This is a genomic window from Mesorhizobium sp. M1B.F.Ca.ET.045.04.1.1 (genome assembly GCF_003952465.1).
In the GTDB taxonomy this organism is placed as follows: domain Bacteria; phylum Pseudomonadota; class Alphaproteobacteria; order Rhizobiales; family Rhizobiaceae; genus Mesorhizobium; species Mesorhizobium shonense.
Genome location: NZ_CP034448.1, coordinates 7,166,392 through 7,184,325 on the forward strand (window position 1 = coordinate 7,166,392; position 17,934 = coordinate 7,184,325).

Genomic DNA, 17,934 nt, shown 5'->3' on the forward strand with positions numbered 1-17,934 from the left:
TCACGCTAAACAGGCATGGAAAATAAAAGGTTAATTTTGGAGCCAGGGAACCACAGTTTCTCGTCCTGATTGCAGCCTTTTCCCAAGCCGCCGGGGCACTGCCAGAACGGCACGTTAAGCTTTCCGGCCTATGCTTCGGCTAATCTATGACCCAGACCAGCGACATACCGCAAAGGCGGACGCTCGCGCGGATCGGCCATTTCGTGGCCGCGCGCCGGAGGCTGGTTTTAGACTATTTCTCGGCGATCAGCGGCGCCGGCGGGCGGCTGGTGTTCTCGCTCGCCTATTTCGTGGCATTGGCCAACACGCTGTCGATCAGCGAATTCGGCATGTTCGCCACCGCCTCGGCGGCAGGCGTGATGTTGTCGCGCATCCTCGCCTTCGGCTTCATCTCGGCGCTCTATCGCACGGCGACGATCCGCCGGAATCTGATCGGCACTTTCACCGCCGGCTTCCTGCTGCTCGGTGTGGCCTCGCTGCCGGCGCTCGCCGCCGCTTCTTATGGCGTCTATCTGATCTTCTTCGCCGGCACGGTGCCGCTGTCGGTCTTCGCCGCGGTCGTCTTTGCCGAAGCGCTGCTGTGGCGACCGGTCGAGGTGGTGCTGATCGTCAACAACGGTCTTGGCAAGTTCGGCCGCGCGGCGGTGCTCACGATCCTGGCGACGGCGCTCAGGGCAGTCGGCGCGGTGCTGTTCATGCTCGCCGCGCAACGCACCATCGGCGTCTGGTCGTGGTTTTATATCGGCGCCAACACCGCCTCGCTGATCGTCGCCTTCGTCTTCTTCTACCCACGCCAGCGGCTCAGGCTACGCACCGAGCTCTATTTCAGGCGCCTCGCCGATTCCCTCTATGTCGCGGGGGCCGAGGTGCTGTTCTATCTGCAGATGGAGTTCGACAAGCTTTTGGTGCTGTCGATCGGTGGACCGCACCTCGCCGGCATCTACGCCATCATCATGCGGCTGGTCGACCTCACCGCAATCCCGATCCGCACCTTCTCGATGATGCTGGTGCAGCGCATGATGCGCGCGCCCGAACTTCTGTCCCGGCTGGCAGTCAAGAGCGGCATCGAAGGCGGCGTGTTCCTGGTCTCGACGCTGGCGCTCCTGTCGCTCGGCATCGTGTTGCATTTCTTCCCCAATGCGCTCGGCAAGAATGTCGCCGAGGCAGCACCCCTGGTGGCGTTGGCGGTGTGCGTGCCCGGCTTGCGCAATCTCGTCGAATACCAAGCCGAGCTGCTGTTCGCGCGCGGCCAGACCGCGGTGCGGGCGATCAATCTCGGCCTGCTCGCCGGTTTCAAGGCGGTGCTGCTCACCTATGTGCTGACGACGATCCCCGACACGTCCAACCTGGTGCTGTCGCTCAACATCGTCTTCCTGCTGCTTTATCTCGCCTCGATGCTTTTGACCTACTCGGCGATGCGCAGGCCAGCCAAGGCAATCTGATTTAGCGGTCGAGCCCGATCAGCCGGCGGATGCGGCCGACATCGGTGCCGATGAAGGATTGCATGCCGATCGCCACCTGCTCGGGCGCCATGGTGTCGACGAAGCGGCGGAACTCGTCATCCGACAGCGCCTGGCCGTTCCAGTGGACGCGGCAGAATTCTTCTGAGCCATGGAAATGACCCGCCCCTTCCAGCACGTCGTCGACATAACGGCCGTAGAGCATGCATTCGGAGAATTTGCGCGCCGAGCCGACGACGCTGACCCAGTCGCGACCGTGCGTCTCTTCGATCCGCTCGCGCATCGCATTTACCGTCTCACGGCGCCAGGCGATCAGCGTCGAGATGTAATCGTGGGTCGGAAGCTTCGCCGGGTCGATGCCGAGCGCGGAGCCGGCATTGCGCGACCAGATGCGATGCTCGTCGTGGCCGTCGTCGGCCAACACGCCATCGCGCCGGAACAGTCGCGCCTTGCCGTCGCGCCAGAAGGCGTTCGCATCGAACGGCTTGAGGAAGGCGACGTCTGAATCGCAAAAGACGAGCACGTCCTCCCTGGCATGCGCGGCAATGGCAATGCGGCGAAGCTGCTGCACGTGCCAGCCACGCAGCGGCTGGGTCCTGAAACTCAGCCAGATACGGCGGCGGAACAGGCTGAGCGGATCGTCAAAAACGTATAGCCAGCGTGGCAGCAGGTTCCGCTCGTCGACGATCGTGCGGCGGCTGCCCTCAAGCTGACGAAACAGCGCCATGTCACGGGGCTCGACGAGGATGTAGTGCCGCGCGACGCCGGTCACATGGCGGTCCATCGTCTCGCACAACAGCCGGCAGCGCTCGAAATCCGGCGCGTAGCTCGCCGTCACGACCGCGGCCGAAGGCGTGCGCGGCAGCGGCTCGATCCTGGCGGCGGCATCGGGCACGAAGCGGCTGTTCAACGGCGCGCCTCCGCTGGCCGCGGTCCGTGCGACAATTTCTGCTTGAGGACACGCCACAGGAAGAGCGGATTGCCGACCACGTAGCGGCGCCACAGGCGGCCGGGTTCGATCCAGAGGCGAAACAGCCATTCGAGCCGTAGGCGCCGCATCCACAGCGGCGCGCGCGGCACGGTGCCGCTCAGAAAATCGAGCAGCGCGCCGACCGCGATCGGCAGTATGCAGTGACGGGCATCGATATGGCGCGCGATCCACAATTCCTGGCGCGGCACACCCATGGCGACCAGCAAGACGTCCGGCCGCAGCCGGGCGATGCGCGCGACGATCGCCGGCTCCTCGGCGGCGGAGAAATAGCCGTCATGGACGACCACGAATTTGTGCTGCACGGCGAGCGCCGAAAGCTTGACGGACGCCGCCTCGGCATTGACCCGCGTCGCGCCAAGCAACGCCACGGTCAGCGGCCGCGTCGATGCCTGCAGAAAGGCGGGCACGAAATCGGTACCGTTGAGATTGTCGGGGAAAGGCGCGCCGTAGAGCAGCTTTGCGGCAATGTCGACGCCGACGCCGTCCGGCAGCACGAGGAAGTCGTCGAGCGCTTCGGCAAACACCGGATCGCTGCAGGCGAGGTTGGCATTGTGCGCGTTGAGGAAGCTCACCTTGGTGAAGCGCCGCTCGGCGACCAGCCGGGAAAGCAGCGCGACGGCATCGTCCCAGCGAATGGCAAGGACGGAGATGCCGAGAATCGTCTTCAGCGTGTCGAAGCCGAAGGCGGAGCGGGCGGCATGCATGTTCATGCCGCGACCTCCCGCCTGATGGCGCCGAGCTTCTCCAGCCCAAGCCTGATCGCGGCATCGAGCGCCCTCGCCTGCCGGCGATGGAAGGCGCTGCCGTCGACATCGCGGACATCGGCCGCCGCCGCCTCGAGCGCCGAAGCGAAGGCGACAGGATCATCGGTCACGACACAGTTTTGCGGCCGATAGCCGATGCCGCGCAGCGAGCGGCTGGTGGCGACGGAAGGCAGGCCAAGCTCGAAAGTCTCGATGGTTTTCAGCTGCACGCCGCTGCCTGCGGTGCTGATCAGCGGAACGACCGCGCCGCCGCGCGCGAAAGCCTGGGCGTCCGGAACCCTTCCGACGAACTGGATGCCGGGATGCGTCGACGTCACGCCCGACGGCATGTTGCCGGCGATCCTGATGCGGAAATCCGCCTTAAGATGCGGGGCGACCTTGGTCAAGAACCAGTCGAGCCCGATGCGGTTGGGCTGCCAGGTCCAGGTGCCGATCAGAGCCGCGTCGCAGTCGACGCGGCGCGGGCCTTTGTTCGCCGGCGCCTCGGCGCGCGTCACAAGCGGCAGCACTGCCGAGCGGTCGTCGGACGCAACGCCGAGCGCCGCGCGGTCCTCTTCGGCCAGCGTGAAGACGAAGCGCGCTGCGCGGCACAGACGCTTCTCAATGACCTCGAGCAGCCTAGCCTCACGGCGGAACAGCCAGCGTTGAAGGACGCTGCCGGCCGCTGCGGCGTTCTCCTCAGCCGAGCGGTGCTCGACATTGTGCGCGACGAAGATCGACGGCCGGTCGCCCAGGACACTTTCGAAGGCGCCGGCAAATTGCACGGAATTGAGGACATAGCCGTCGAACGGGCCGGCGTGCTCGATCGCCGCGTGGACATCCGCAGCGGAAACGACGCGCAGTTTGACGGAGGCAAAGGTAAGACCCATGCGCATCGCCTTGCCCACCCAGGCCAGCTTCTGCAGCGGCGAGGCGCTTTCGGTACGCACGTCGATGGCGCCGAGGACGATGGTGTTCTCAGGATCGACGGCAGGCTTTCCCGGCCAGTTGAAACCGATCACCGTCACGCGCGCGCCGGCACGCCGCAGCGCTTCGATGATCGCGGCGTTGGCAATCTCGTAGCCCGAAGCGAGGGCGCCGTCGGGCACGATCGATGTGGCGAACAGCAGATGCATCTCACCTATCCATTGGTGTAGCCGGTAGCAAAACGCGGTGAAGCCTTGATTAAATGGCACCGTCAAAGGCTGAAAGCCGAGGTTTCGCTGACCTCGCCGTGAAAGGTGATTAACGAAGCGTTATCATCGGGCTGCTATCGAGGGCCGGACCCACACGGCTGGAAACGGATGATCCCTTTGCCATCGGACGCTTTTGTATCGATCGCGGGGGTGTCGATCGCGGGGCGGTCTCCGGGGCTTGCCGCCGAGACCGTCGAGGCTGTCGTCACGCTGCCGACATTCAAGCGGCCGCAACTGCTCCTGGAAACGCTGGCCTCGCTCAAGGCCCAGAAAACCGCGCGTCGCTTCGCCGTCATCGTCATGGAGAACGAGGCCGAGGCGCGCGAGGGCACCAAGGCGGCATTGCCGCTGTTCGAGCGCGGCGAGATGCCGGGCCTGGTGATCATCGCGCATGAGCGCGGCAATTGCAGCGCCTACAATGCCGGCTGGCAGACGGCGATGCTGCACTTCCCCAACTTCAAGCATCTGCTGGTGATCGACGACGACGAGATCGCCGAGCCCGACTGGCTGGAGCGCATGTGCAAGGCCGCCGAGACGCTTGGGGCCGATATCGTCGGCGGGCCGCAAGTGCCCGTCTTCGCCGATCCCTCCCATGCGAGATGGGCCGATCATCCGGTCTTCGCGCCGCCATACCGCGAAACGGGCCGCGTGCCGGCGCTCTATTCGTCCGGCAATCTGCTGGTCGGACGCAATGTGCTTGTCGCTATGGGACCGCCCTTCCTCGATCTCAGGTTCAACTTCATGGGCGGCGGCGATTCCGATTTCCTGAGCCGCTCGGCGCAGAGGGGTTTCGCGCTCGGCTGGTGCGCCGAGGCAAGGGTCAGGGAAACGGTCCCGGCCCGGCGCGTGGAAGCCGGCTGGATCCGCGCCCGCAGCCTGCGCAACGGTGTCATCTCCACCCTGGTGGAAAAGAAGAAGCGTGCCGGCACGCCGTTCTCCGGGACCAAGGTTTTGCTGAAGAGCCTGGCTTTGCTTGCCGCCTCGCCGCTGCGCGGCGCCACAAGGCTGGCGCGCACGGGGTCGCTGGCAACAAGCCTCTATCCCGTCTATGTCGCGCTCGGCCGGGTGCTTGCCGAATTCGGATATACCAATGAGCAGTACCGACAGCCTGAGAAGAACTGAGCGCGCGCCGCTCAGCGCCGCTTTCACGCGCGAGGGTGTTGCGACGGTAATCGCTGCGCTGCTCTTTACCGTCATCATCATCTCCTTCCGTCCCTTCCAGCCGGCCGGCGCCGAACTCACCGGCGATGGCGGCGACATCGTCAACCAGCTCGGCTTCGGCTCGCTCGGCGCCATCTCGATCTTCTCGCTGCTCGCTTTCGCCGATCCGCGCGTGGTGCGCTCGATCGTCAGCCCGTCCTGGGCGCTGATGCTGGGCTTCTTCTTCCTGTCGGTGATCCTTGCCACCGATCCGCCGTCGGCGATGCGCGCCGCCTCCTTCACCATGATCGGCATCATCACCATGGCGACGATCCTGGTGCTGCCGCGCGATGCAGACTCCTTCGCCAGGGTCATCATCTTCACCGCCGTCGTGGTTATGGGGCTCTCTTATGTCGGGCTCATCGTCTTTCCGCACGAGGCGCTTCACACCGCCGACTCGCAAGAACCCGAGCATGCGGGCCTGTGGCGCGGTGTCTTCACCCACAAGAACATCGCGGGACCGGTAATGGCCTGCTTCAGCTTCGCCGGGCTCTATCTCTGGCGGCGCGGGCAACGCTGGTGGGGCATCGGCATCTTCTCCGCGGCGATGATCTTCATGCTGCACACCGGCTCGAAGACGACCGTCGGACTGGTGCCGTTCTCGATCCTGATCGTGGTGCTGCCCAGCCTCATCGGCATGCGGCTCGGCACGCCGATCCTGTTTCTGTCGGCGATCGTCGCGACCGCGGTCGGCACGCTCGGCATCGTCTTCATCCCGCCGGTGAAGCACCTGGCGGCGGTCTATTTTCCGGATCTTACCTATACCGGCCGCACGACGCTATGGGAGTTCGCCGGCGAGATGCTGGCGAAGAGGCCCTGGACCGGCTACGGCTATGAAAGCTTCTGGGGAACGCCGCTGCTGCTCAACCAGGACCAGCCCTTCGACCGGCCTTGGGACATCCGCACCATCGTGCACGGCCATGATGGTTATCTCGACATCGCCGTGCTGATGGGCATCCCGGCGCTCTGCGTGGCGGTCTACACCTTCCTGATCGCGCCGCTCAGGGACTACATGCGCATCCCGCTGCGCAACGAGAACATCTATCTCGGCGACTTCTTCATGATGGTGGTGCTGTTCGCGGCGCTGAACGGTTTTCTCGAAAGCTTCTTCTTCCGCCGCGCCGATCCCGTCTGGCTGTTCTTCGTGCTCAGCGTGCTCGGCCTGAGGCAGGTTTCGCTGCGGCCGATCCCCGGGCATCGCTCCTACTAAATTAGCAGGCTGTTGACTGGAGCTAGTGGCGCCGCAGAGGTTACGGACTCTTCGTCGACACCTGTTCCTTTGTGATGGGTTCCGTCACCAGAAATCCTTGTGGTCGCTTACGATCTCTTCCTCGAGTTCAGGAAATGGGCCACGGATCGCTACATGGCGCCGTCCGGCGGCGAACACCTGGTGACAGCTCAGATCGAGGGTCAGATTCTGCGGATTGTCTCCGGTCAGCTCGGCCAACCGCCTTTCGCTCAGTCCGTAGACCACGGTGCCGATGCCAGCCCAGTAACAGGCCCCGGCGCACATGCAGCATGGCTCGACGGAGGTCACCAGCGTGCATCGCTCGAGAAAGGTCGGGTCGTATTGCCGCGCGGCGGCGCGGGCCACGTTTGCCTCTGCGTGGCCAACACCCCGATCCCGCGCGTAGGTGTTGCCCGATGAAAGGAGCACGTCGCCCTCCGGCCCGACCAGCAGCGCCCCGAAGGGATGATTGCCATTGGCCCGGCTTTCGGTGGCGATCTCCACGGCCAAACGCAGATATTCGGTATCGCTCCTCATGGCCGCCTCCTTGGGATGCCCATTCGTAACTGCGCGCGCATAGGCCTGGTATCCATATTCTTGGAGCGCTTGGGAACTGTCCAGTCATGGGCATTGAATTCATGGCTGCGCAACGTGGCTAGAGGTTCGGTCTGCCGGGATAAGCTGCGGAAGCGCTCCGAATGCCATTCCCCCATGCCTGGAATTGCTTACCCTGGCCGATCGATCTCCTTAAGACTGGACTTTTCCGCCGCCGCGCAAGCGGCTAAGGAGAGCCGTCCTTGCGGAGGTTTTCATGACCATCAGGCTCGTTCTCGCCGGTTGCGGCAATATGGGTTACGCCATGCTCTCGGGCTGGCTGAAATCCGGCAAGCTCGAGCCCTCGGCGGTGTTCGTGGTCGAGCCCAATGCCGAATTGCGCAAGCGCGCCGAACATCTCGGTTGCAGCAGCGCCGCCGACGCCTCCGCCATTCCGGCCGATGCGGTCCCTGACCTCGTCGTCATCGCTGTGAAGCCGCAGGTGATCCGCGATGTGACGGAAAGCTACAAGCGTTTCGGCGATGGCAGGACCACCTTCGTCAGCATCGCCGCCGGAACGCCGGTCGCCACTTTCGCGGAGATCCTCGGCGATCTCGCGCCGATTGTCCGCTGCATGCCGAACACCCCGGCGGCGATCGGCAAGGGCATGATGGTGGTGTTTTCCAACCCGCTGGTCTTAGACGACGTCAGGCGCTTCGTCGCCGAGTTGCTCTCGGCAAGCGGCGTCGTGACGACCATCGACGACGAGAGCCTGATGGATGCGGTGACAGCGGTTTCCGGTTCCGGCCCAGCCTATATCTTCCATTTCATCGAGGCTCTGACGGTTGCCGCCGAGAAGGCCGGCCTGCCGGCCGAGACGGCCAAGCTGCTCGCCATGCAGACCGTCTACGGCGCCGCCTCGCTCGCCGCCGAAAGCGACGAAGAGCCCGGTGTGCTGCGCCGGCAAGTGACCAGCCCCAACGGCACCACCGCCGCGGCACTTGCCGTGCTGATGGGCGAAGACCGGCTGACGAAGCTTTTGACCGACGCGGTGGAAGCGGCGCGGCTCAGGTCGATAGAGTTGGGGAAGTAAAGTCCGTCCAGTCACGCAAGATCTGTGTGTGAGAAATCATTACCCTTATAAAGCAGTGGCATCCCGCGACTCTTCGCTGAGGCGTATGAGAGGCAATCGGCAAGGTTGAGTTGGGCCGGATGACCACGACCCTTGCCATAGTCTGAAAAGGCCTGGATCGCGAGTTTCGCATCGCCGCTTTCGATCGGAACAACTTCGATTTCGGCTTGGCGAAGAAAGGCCTCTATCGCCGTTTCCACAATGCGTGGCTCCACTGCAAGCAGTGAAGAAAGTCGCATAGCTGCTTCGAGCACGACTAGTGGTGACGTTATCCTCCTCGCCGCCTGTCCTATCTTGCCGCTCCAGTCGGTGGCGTCTTCCTCGTCCGCCAAGATGGCGACCACCACAGAGGTGTCGACAAACATCAGGAATGGCCCCACATCTCGTCGATCTCGTCCTTGCTCAAGGCCCTACCACCGGCACCTGCCTTGGATTTGAGTTCTTGTGCGATAGCCGCCAGGCGCTCAGCCAGCGGGATTTGTTCGTGCTCGCGTTGCAACTCCGACTCTAGTGCTTCGATGACCGCCTCGGTCATTGAGATTTTGCGCTTTTCGGCGAGCTGCCGGGCAAGCTCCCTTGCTCGCGGGTCCCTGATCTGGAGATTCATCCGAACAACCTCCGCTTCCTTGTCACTACAGTATAGTGGACTTGTCATGACAAAGCGAGTGCGCTCGTTGTGGAATCGCGCATTAGGTCAGGTGCCGTAGAGCATCTCATCTTGCAGTTGACGCAAAGCGTAAAGCCTGGTCGTCTTATCGGGCGCGGCGTTCTCGGCCGTCAGCAGCTCGCCCTTCCTGACCGGCTTCAGCACCCTGCCGCCTTCGAGCAGCCCGACGGGCACTGCGCGGCTGGCGCGCGCCTCGGCGGCCGTCATGGTCCAGGAGCGGTAGCAGGTCTCGCCGATGGCGTCGAACGTCTCGCCGGCGGCAAGATCGCGCTTGGCGACGGCGCAGACCTCGGCCACCGGCTTCGGCAGCGGCACCATGTCCGGCCTGCCGTAGAGCATAATGCGGGCCGCGGTCAGCGGCACCTCGAGCGAGGTCAGGTGGTAAGGCCTGAAGAAGCTATAGTAGGGGCCGTGGCCGACATGGAGGTCGTCCATGCGTTCCACGACGCGCGGATGCGTCGCCTCGACGATGACGAAGACGCCCGGCGCCACGCCCTTGCCCACGGTGTAGTCGACGACGCCCTTCCTCGACAGGATGCCGCCGTCCTCGCGCGGGACGAGCACCTTGGCGAGCTGGTCGCGATCGGCCTTGGGGCCATGCATGCCCGGGACATCGGGCACCAGGCCGGTGGCGTTGGCGATGGCGCACATCTCGACCATGGTCTTGGAACCGTCGACGAATTCGACCAGAATGCGCGGGTTCATGTTCCGGCGCAGCGCTTCTTCGCGATAGTCGTCGGGGACGGCATCGTGGTTGAGCGGGTTGTTCTTGCCCTTGCCGGCCGAGACGATGGTGTAGCCGAGCGCCGAGGCGAACTCGATCAGCTCCATGCAGCTCGACGGTTCGTCGCCGGCGCCGACCGAATAGACCACGCCCAGTCGGTCGGCCTGCTGCTTCAGATAGCAGCCGATGGTGACGTCGGCCTCGACATTCATCATCACCAGATGCTTGCCATGCTCCATGGCCATCAGGTCGAAATCGGCGGCGACGCCGGGTTTTCCAGTGGCATCGATGACGACGTCGATCAGCGGACTGGTGACCAGCATCTCGTTCGAGGTGATCGCGATCCTGCCGTTTTCGATCGCTTGGCTGACCTTGGAGGCGGTCTCGGCTTCCGCAGCCATTGCGTCGTCGCCATAAGCGATGCGGATTGCGTCGCGGGCCGTGTGCGGGCGGCGCGTGGAGATGGCCGCGACCGAAATGCCCGGCATCAGCATGCCCTGGGTCACCAGGTCGGTGCCCATCTCGCCGGAGCCGATGACGCCGATGCGCACGGGACGGCCCTCGGCGGCGCGCCGGGCGAGATCGCGGGCAAGCCCGGTCAGGGCGACATTTGTCATACAAGAACGTCCATTCTTTGCTTCGGCCCGCAATACAGGGAACGACCCCCGTTTGCCAACAAAACCAGCCACAGATGGCATTTTCCGGTCCATGCCTTAGAGAACCGGAGCAGATTTGCCGCAACAGTCCGCGGCGCTCGGGCTTTCGCACCGCGACCGGCCGGATGCACCGGCAAGCAGACTTTCAGGAAGGACGCGATGGCAAAGCTCGCGCCCGGGACCCGATTTTGCCGAGGGAGGCGGCGCTGATTACGAGCGCCTGGCGATTCCTTAAGCGGGCCCGTTATTTGTTGAGGACAATCGTGATCGCCGTCGGTTTCAGCCCATTGCAATCCAGACCGGCACCGTTTCTGTGCCATTTTTGCTACAACCGTCGGGACTAATGGTCCGAATCTTCGCTTTTGTGCGCCTCTAAATCATTAAGCGCTCACATCCTCGAAAAATCTGATAGATACTCATCGCAAGCTCCGGTGGCAGGCTTGGGCAAATAAGCGTCGACAAAAACAAAAAGGCGCGGGGATAGTCACGGGGTAAAAATGACCAGGACGGGTAAAGTGACCGTCGGCTGGCGCGTTGCGCTTGCCATGACGGTGTCGATGCTGACTTGTGGAAGCGCCAGCGCGCTCACGCTCAAGGAAGCCATAGCAGTCGCCGTAGAGTCCAATCCTGAGATTGGGCAGGCGATCGAAAACCGCGAAGCCATCGAATTCGAGCTGCGCCAGGCAAAAGGCCTCTATCTTCCCAGCGTCGATCTGGAAGCGTCGACCGGCGTTCGCCGCCTGGACAATTCTTCCCGTCGCGCGCTCGGCGAGAAGGATGACGCCCTCTCGCCGGACGAGGCCGATCTCACCGTCACGCAGACGCTTTATGACAGCGGGGCAAGGCGGGCCGAATTGAATCGGCAGGCCTCGCGCGTGGACGGGGCTTCCTTCAGGGTGCTGGAACGGTCCGAATTCATCGGACTTTCCGTCGTCCAGGACTATCTCGAATATATGCTGCAGGCGTCGATCGTCGCTGAAGCAAAGAAGAACCTCGCCTTCCATCAGTCTATACTCGGCGATATCAAGCAGGGCATCGCGGGCGGCGCGCTCAACGATGCCGATCGGCAGCAGGCCGAGGAGCGCCTTTATGCCGCCAAGGCGCGGATGCAGGAGGCCACGGAAGAACTGGAGGCGGCCAAGATCCGCTTCTTCAAGAATGTCGGCAAGCCGCTGACCAATCCGTCGCGGCCGGCCGATGTGGCCGGCGCGCTGCCGCGGTCGCTCGACGACGCGATCGGGCTTGCCAGGCAGAACAATCCCCGCGTCCATATGGCAAATAGCGACATCGACGCGGCGGCTTCGCTGGTCGATGCCGCGCGGGCGAAATTCGGCCCAACGATCACTGCCGAGGGCGTCGCCCGGGGCGGCTATGACATCGACGGCGACGACGGCGACACCAGCGACCTGCAGGCGCGCGTCGTGCTGCGTTGGAACCTCTATCGCGGCGGCATCGACAAGGCCAACGAGCAGGAGCAGATCCGCCGCACCAGCGAGCAGCGTCTTGCGCTGCATCAGGTGCTGCGCGAGATCGAGGAAGCCGTGCGCACCTCGTGGGATCGCCGCTTCCGCCAGGCGGAACTTGCGCAGACGCTGCGGCTGCAGGCTGCCACCAACGAAAAGCTGGTCGCGTCCTACCGCGAGCAGTTCAAGGTCGGACAACGCTCGCTGCTCGACGTGCTCGACGCGCAGAACACGCGTTTCAACACCGCAACGCTGGCCGACACCTCTTCCTATGCGTCGCTGTTCGCCGAATACCGGCTACTGGCCGCGACCGGGGAGTTGCTGAAGACGTTGAACATCCAGCCGGCCAGGCAATCGGCGGCCTACGCGCGAACGGAATTCGGTGTGCCGGCAACGGCCGACACCGAAACCTATGCGCGAACGCCGTCGGAGCAGAAGAACGATCTGCCGTTCGATATCCTCGCGCCGGTCAGGAAGAAGCAGCCGATGTAAGCATCGATCTCAGGTCCTTCGGGGCGGATCGTGAACCAACAGCCTAACATCGTCTCGCCCAAGGAGGCTTTCAAAGCCTGCTTCTCGGCGATTGCAGCCTATCTCGGCCGGCCGAGCGCGGAGACCGTGCTGTTTGCCGGGGTGCCGATTTCGGAGACGCGCATCGAGCCGGACGACATCAGGCACCTTGCCGAACGCATCGGTCTCGAGGTCCAGGCGTTCAGCCATCGCGATTTCGTGCGCGGCCGCGTCGACCTGCCGGCCATCGTCTTCCGCGCCAGCCAGTTGCCGGTTGCGCTGCTTGCCGAGACCGAGACCGGGCAATATCTTACGGCTCCGCAGGAAGACGGCCGCACCGCGATCGGCAAATCGGAGCTGGCCGAGAGCTATATCAGCGGCGGCGCCTCGTTCTCGATCACCTATGCCAACACCGCCGAGGAGATGACGGTCGGCACGGCGCCGAGGATCGAAAGGCGCCATTGGCTGACCGGAACGATGGGGGCGTTCTGGCGCACCTATTCGAAGGTCGTGCTGTCGGCGGTCTTCATCAACCTCCTGGCGATCGCCTCGCCGATCTTCACCATGAACGTCTACGACCGCATCCTGCCCAACAAGGCGATCTCGACGCTCTGGGTGCTGGCGCTCGGGATCGGCGCGGCGATCCTGTTCGATCTGTTGCTGAAGACGGCCCGCGCCTCGCTCATCGACTATGCCGGGCGCAAAGCGGATCTCAGGATTTCCTATCTGCTGTTCGAGAAGGTGCTCAACTCGTCCTTGTCAGCCAGACCCGGATCGACCGGCGAATACGCGAACCGCGTCACACAGTACGAGTTCGTGCGCGAGTTCTTCACCTCGAACACCATCAGCGTCTTCATCGACACGGTTTTCGTGTTCGTCTTCCTGCTGGTCATCTACGCCATTGGCGGCTGGCTGGTGGTCATACCGGCTGTGGCCTTCGTCATCGCCGTCATCGTCGGGCTGGTGACACAGCGGCGCATCGGCAAGCGGGTCGCCGCTTCGATGAACGAGGCGGCGCAGCGCCAGGCGTTGCTGGTCGAATCCATTTCCACGCTGGAGACGATCAAGTCGCTGCGCGCCGAGGCCTATCTGCTGCGCAAATGGGGCGAGCACTCGAAGAACGCGGCCAACACGTCGGAAAAGATCAAGGAGCTTTCGGCCGCCGCCGGCAACATCACCGGCGCCATCCAGCAATTGGTGACCGTCGCCCTGGTGGTCGCCGGCGCCTACGCCTTCTCCGAGGGCCAGGTCTCGACAGGCGCCATCATCGGCACGGTCATGCTGGCGGGCCGGGCAGTCGCGCCGCTCGGCCAGATCGCCATCACGCTCTCCCGCTTCCGGCAGGCCATGCTGTCGCTCAGGATCATCAATACCATCATGTCGCAGCCGGAAGACCGGCCAGACACGGTCGGCTTCGTCAACCGGCCGATCCGCAGCGGCGCGATGCATTTCAAGAATGTCGGCTTCGCCTATCCAGGCACCGAAAACGAGGTTCTGAGCGGGCTCAACATCGCAATACGGCCAGGCGAGCGGATCGGCATCATCGGCCGCATCGGCTCCGGCAAGACGACAATGGGCCGCCTGATCGGCCGGCTCTTCCTGCCGACTTCCGGAGAGCTGCTCATCGACGGCATCGACATGCGCCAATACCACCCGTCGGAAGTCCGCGCCGCGGTCGGCATCGTCGCGCAGGCGGGCGACCTGTTTTCGGGCACCATCAAGGAAAACCTTCTGATGGCCGCGCCGGAAGCGACCGACGAGGAGATCATCGATGCCGCGAAGGCCGCGGGCGTCGACGACTTCGTCTCGCGCCATCCGCGCGGCTACGACATGAATGTCGGCGAGCGGGGCACCAACCTCTCGGGCGGCCAGAGGCAGGCGGTGGCGATCGCGCGGCTACTTTTGACCAAGCCGAAAATCGTCTTCCTGGACGAGCCGTCGGGCTCGATGGACCTCGCCTCGGAACGGCAGCTGATCAAGCAGCTCAAGGTCGCATTCGACCGCAACACGACGCTGATCGTGTCGACCCATCGCTACAGCATGCTGGAACTGGTCGAGCGCCTCATCGTCATCGAGCAGGGTCGCGTGGTCGCAGACGGAGCGAAGGAACAAGTCATCCAGGCATTGCAAAAGGCGAATGCCTGACCGGGGTACGTTGGGGAATGTTTGCAAGGGAAGATCGGCCGCCGTTTTTCGCATCGGCGTCCGTCTACATCATAGGGGCACTGTTCGTGGCCTTCACCGCCTGGGCATCCTTTGCCGAGGTCGACGAGATCGCGCGCGGCGACGGCAAGGTCATTCCCGCCTCCAAGACGCAGATCATCCAGGCGAGTGAAGCCGGCGTCGTCCAGGAAATCGCGGTCAAGATCGGCCAGACCGTCAAGAAGAACGACCTGATCATCCGTCTCGACAACACGGGCAATACCTCGAGCCTCGGCGAGGAGCAGGCCAAGGCCCGCGCCCTGCAGGCGCGCATCGCCAGGCTCAAATTCGAACAGAGCGGCAATGTCGAAGGGTCGTTTCCGTGCCCGGCGGACATCCAGAAGGCTGCGCCGGAAATCTGCGACAACGAGCAGAAGCTGCTCGTGGCGCGCCGCGAGAACTTCGAAGTGAAGCTCTCGGTGCTCAAATCGCGTCTCGATCAGCGCGAGAAGGAACTCGACGAGGCAACCGCCAATTCCGATCGCCTGTCCAAGAGCCTGGCCGTCAGCGACCAGGAAACGGCGCTGGTCGAATCGATGGTCAAGAAGGGCCTGATGGCCAAGACCGAGCAGATCCGGGTCGAGCGCGAACAGACCGACCTTCACGGACAGCTCAATCTTGCCGGCGAGACCATCAAGAAGACCAAGGCGGCGATCACCGAGGCGCAGCTTCAGGTCGACGAGCTCGGCCTGCAATTGCAGCAGGAGGCGCTGAGCGACCTGACGCAGGCGCTGGCCGATCTCTCGGTGGTCGACGAGACCATTCGCGGCGCCACCGACAAGGTGGCGCGGACCGATATCCGCTCGCCTGTCGACGGCATCGTCAACACGCTCGACGTCAACACGCTCGGCGCTTTCGTCCAGCCGGGCGCTGTCGTTGCCGGCATCGTGCCGACCTCTGAGACGCTGCTGGTCGAGGCGCGCGTCTCGCCGCGCGACGTCGCCTTCATCCAGCCGGAGCAGGATGCGCTGATCAAGGTCACGGCCTATGATTTTTCGATCTTCGGCGGCATCGAGGGCAAGGTCTCGAACATCACCGCCGACAGTCTCGTCGACCAGAAGACGGGCGAGCCTTATTACCAGGTGCGCGTCGCCACCGAGAAATCCACACTGCAAAGGAACGGCAAGAGCTATTCGATCATCCCCGGCATGATCTGCTCGGTCGATATCAAGACCGGGCGCAAGACGATCCTCAATTACCTTTTGAAGCCGATCAACAAGGCGCGTCAGGAGGCGATGAGTGAGCGATAGCGCCGCACGCCCCGAGACTTCGCGCGACCGGCTGCTGCCGTCGCTCGCGGCCGAGGATTTCGGCCCGGAGTTCCGCGTCGTGGCGCGTGGCGGCGTGCGCCGCGGCATCCGGCTGGAGCGCGCCTTCTGGGCATCGCTGAAGCAGATGGCCGAAAGCCGCAAATGCACGATCGGCATGCTGGTCGAGGAGATCGCCGAAAGCCATCCCGACCAGGGCAATCTCACCTCGGCGATCCGGGTGGCGTGCATGCGGGGGCTGGCCGAGGAAAGCATGGAGCTGCGCAAGCTCGCCTCGATCCGCACGATCAACGCGATCCTGGTCGCCTGCCCCTCGCCCGCCTTCGCGCTGTCGTCGTCGAAGAAGATCCTGACCTTCAACACGTCCTTCCAGCAATTGGTCAGGCGCCAATTGCCGAACGCACCGGGCGAGGACGGGCGGCAGGACCTCAAGCTGGCGCTGGACCTCAACGTCACCGACGTTTTCGCCCGGCTTGATGCCAATGGCGACACGCCCGTCACCACCGGCTTCGTCATCGGCACCGGCGAGCGCCGTTACCGGGGCCAGCTCAGTGCCGTGCGCGCGCCGGTGACCGAGCCGGAACTTCTTATGGCGTTCGTCTTCAACGGGTAGCTTTGAATAGCCGGATCGTGCTTGCGCCGGCAGATCGCATGCCTTGAAGACTGTCGCGGCGCAAGGGTGAGATCGGTCGTGTTCCTTCGCGCCGGCATTCCGAATTGCCTGCACCGCAGCGGCGCTCGGAAGTCACGGCATGGACGTACAAGCAGCCTATTTCGGACCGAAACCAGATGTCGCTGGCGTCGCCGCTATGTCGGGCGAGGCGCCCTCGCCCGGAGCGACCGTGGCGAAACCGCCAGCGATGTCGGCAATCCGCGCGCCGGACTTCGACCCGTGGATCCAGGCGCGATCGGTGCTGAAGGAATAGAGCGGGACATAGTCGGGAAGATCGCTGTCCATCGCCACATTGTTGCTGAGGCTGTCGAGGATGAAGGCGCCACTTCCGGTGCTCACCGACAGCACGGCATGGAAAAATTTCCGGCGGCGGTCCTGCAGCACGACGAGCGACATGCTCTGCGCCGGGATTCCGGCGCGCAACAACGCCGCCATCTTCAGTATGGCGAAATCCTCGCAGTCGCCGGCGCGATGCTCGAGGATCTCCGAAGGCTTTGCCCAGTAATCGAGCTTGCCGTAGACGGCGCTGTCCTTGCGATAGGCGATCAGGCGGTTGATGGAGCTGTTGACGAAGGCCAGCTTGTCGCGAAAACCCTTGCTGCCGGCAATGTCGATGATCCCGCTAAAAGCCGCGTTCTCACGATCGCAGGCGCTGCCCGACGTGCAGTCGAGGATGGCCTTGTAGACGGGAGCCCAGCGCGCGGCGACCGGGAAGTTGCGCATGGACAAGGCCACCGACCCGAATACGCCAGGGATGATCGCCCCAGTCTGGATCGGGTCAACCTGGATCGGATCGATGCCAAGGGCGCCCTCTCCGCTCGAAGAGTCCACCGCAGGGTAAGCTTCGAGGGGTCCGTAGGCGCTGTCGACACCGGTCATCCGGTAAGCGGCTACGGGCTGCCAAGGCTGCAACCTTGCCAGCGAAACGCCGCCGAGATTGGCAGGCGCGGGCACCGTTCGAGAGGCGGGATTTCCGACGGAAATCGCGCTGGCGGACGACGCGTTCGGCAGACCGGCGAGGCCGATGGCCAGCAGCAGAACCTTGATCCCCGATGCCGCCAGAGCAGCTTTTTGTATTTTCATAACGCCCACCTTTGACTGTGGACGCTACCGATCTTGTCTCAAATTATCGGAAAGGAAGGTGGGTAAAGTTCCGCGAATCAATCTATTCTGCTTTGTGTCAAATTTTATTTAAATTTATACTTTTGCTAACCGAACCGGCGCCGCATTTCCCAACCGGTCCGACGGCGCCTCCAATAATACATAACCGGATATATGATGACGATT

General features: G+C 63.6%; 16 protein-coding genes. 8 read left to right on the plus strand and 8 right to left on the minus strand.

Going from position 1 to position 17,934, the window contains the following annotated elements; all coding sequences use genetic code 11:
• Positions 1-146 precede the first annotated feature (146 nt).
• Positions 147-1,442, plus strand: coding sequence for a lipopolysaccharide biosynthesis protein (locus tag EJ071_RS35380; RefSeq protein WP_126101986.1), 1,296 nt, complete (start codon positions 147-149; stop codon positions 1,440-1,442).
• Between the two features lies 1 nt (position 1,443).
• Here the strand turns inward: EJ071_RS35380 and EJ071_RS35385 are convergent, their stop codons facing one another.
• Genes EJ071_RS35385 through EJ071_RS35395 form a run of 3 tightly spaced genes read right to left on the minus strand, consistent with a single transcriptional unit; the run spans position 1,444 to position 4,330 of the window.
• Positions 1,444-2,370, minus strand: a complete 927-nt coding sequence (locus EJ071_RS35385) for a DUF6492 family protein (RefSeq protein WP_126101987.1) — start codon at positions 2,368-2,370, stop codon at positions 1,444-1,446.
• On the minus strand, positions 2,367-3,161 hold the full coding sequence (locus EJ071_RS35390) for a WecB/TagA/CpsF family glycosyltransferase (RefSeq protein ID WP_126101988.1): 795 nt from the start codon (positions 3,159-3,161) through the stop codon (positions 2,367-2,369). The genes EJ071_RS35385 and EJ071_RS35390 overlap by 4 nt, the downstream gene beginning before the upstream one ends.
• Complete coding sequence (locus tag EJ071_RS35395; protein WP_126101989.1) at positions 3,158-4,330, minus strand: glycosyltransferase; 1,173 nt, start codon at positions 4,328-4,330, stop codon at positions 3,158-3,160. Before EJ071_RS35395 ends, EJ071_RS35390 begins: the two co-directional genes overlap by 4 nt.
• Before the next feature lie 168 nt (positions 4,331-4,498).
• Between EJ071_RS35395 and EJ071_RS35400 the strand changes: the two genes are divergently transcribed.
• Together EJ071_RS35400 and EJ071_RS35405 are read left to right on the plus strand one after the other, a co-directional pair.
• A complete protein-coding gene (locus EJ071_RS35400) occupies positions 4,499-5,512 on the plus strand; it encodes a glycosyltransferase (RefSeq protein WP_126101990.1) in 1,014 nt (337 codons plus the stop codon).
• Complete coding sequence (locus tag EJ071_RS35405) at positions 5,481-6,800, plus strand: O-antigen ligase (protein WP_126101991.1); 1,320 nt, start codon at positions 5,481-5,483, stop codon at positions 6,798-6,800. The genes EJ071_RS35400 and EJ071_RS35405 overlap by 32 nt, the downstream gene beginning before the upstream one ends.
• An 84-nt stretch (positions 6,801-6,884) precedes the next feature.
• On the opposite strand, the gene EJ071_RS35410 is transcribed toward EJ071_RS35405, so the two are convergent.
• A complete protein-coding gene (locus EJ071_RS35410) occupies positions 6,885-7,355 on the minus strand; it encodes a nucleoside deaminase (protein ID WP_126101992.1) in 471 nt (156 codons plus the stop codon).
• Positions 7,356-7,629: 274 nt separating this feature from the next.
• Here EJ071_RS35410 and proC point away from each other — a divergent pair, with 274 nt between their 5' ends.
• Positions 7,630-8,445, plus strand: a complete 816-nt coding sequence (gene proC / locus EJ071_RS35415; protein ID WP_126101993.1) for a pyrroline-5-carboxylate reductase — start codon at positions 7,630-7,632, stop codon at positions 8,443-8,445.
• Between the two features lie 11 nt (positions 8,446-8,456).
• Here proC and EJ071_RS35420 read toward each other — a convergent pair whose 3' ends face one another.
• The 3 genes from EJ071_RS35420 to EJ071_RS35430 all read right to left on the minus strand — a co-directional run bounded on the left by EJ071_RS35420 (position 8,457) and on the right by EJ071_RS35430 (position 10,492).
• Complete coding sequence (locus EJ071_RS35420; protein ID WP_126101994.1) at positions 8,457-8,849, minus strand: type II toxin-antitoxin system VapC family toxin; 393 nt, start codon at positions 8,847-8,849, stop codon at positions 8,457-8,459.
• The gene (locus tag EJ071_RS35425) at positions 8,849-9,091 is read right to left on the minus strand and encodes a type II toxin-antitoxin system VapB family antitoxin (protein ID WP_126101995.1); all 243 of its coding nucleotides are present in this window, start codon (positions 9,089-9,091) and stop codon (positions 8,849-8,851) included. The genes EJ071_RS35420 and EJ071_RS35425 overlap by 1 nt, the downstream gene beginning before the upstream one ends.
• Positions 9,092-9,178: 87 nt before the next feature.
• Complete coding sequence (locus tag EJ071_RS35430) at positions 9,179-10,492, minus strand: NAD(P)H-dependent oxidoreductase (protein WP_126101996.1); 1,314 nt, start codon at positions 10,490-10,492, stop codon at positions 9,179-9,181.
• 536 nt (positions 10,493-11,028) lie between these two features.
• On the opposite strand from EJ071_RS35430, the gene EJ071_RS35435 reads away from it, so the two are divergent.
• Genes EJ071_RS35435 through EJ071_RS35450 form a run of 4 tightly spaced genes read left to right on the plus strand, consistent with a single transcriptional unit; the run spans position 11,029 to position 16,587 of the window.
• Positions 11,029-12,486, plus strand: a complete 1,458-nt coding sequence (locus EJ071_RS35435) for a TolC family outer membrane protein (protein WP_126101997.1) — start codon at positions 11,029-11,031, stop codon at positions 12,484-12,486.
• Between the two features lie 30 nt (positions 12,487-12,516).
• Entirely contained in the window at positions 12,517-14,649 is a 2,133-nt protein-coding gene (locus EJ071_RS35440) for a type I secretion system permease/ATPase (RefSeq protein ID WP_126101998.1), read from the plus strand.
• Between the two features lie 17 nt (positions 14,650-14,666).
• Entirely contained in the window at positions 14,667-15,956 is a 1,290-nt protein-coding gene (locus EJ071_RS35445) for an HlyD family type I secretion periplasmic adaptor subunit (RefSeq protein WP_126101999.1), read from the plus strand.
• Positions 15,946-16,587 (plus strand): ribbon-helix-helix domain-containing protein, encoded by a 642-nt coding sequence (locus EJ071_RS35450; protein ID WP_126102000.1) that lies wholly within the window; start codon positions 15,946-15,948, stop codon positions 16,585-16,587. Before EJ071_RS35445 ends, EJ071_RS35450 begins: the two co-directional genes overlap by 11 nt.
• Positions 16,588-16,743: 156 nt before the next feature.
• On the opposite strand, the gene EJ071_RS35455 is transcribed toward EJ071_RS35450, so the two are convergent.
• Positions 16,744-17,730 carry a transglutaminase-like cysteine peptidase gene (locus EJ071_RS35455; protein WP_126102001.1) on the minus strand — a complete coding sequence of 329 codons (987 nt, stop codon included), beginning with the start codon at positions 17,728-17,730 and terminating at the stop codon, positions 16,744-16,746.
• Between the last annotated feature and the right edge of the window lie 204 nt (positions 17,731-17,934).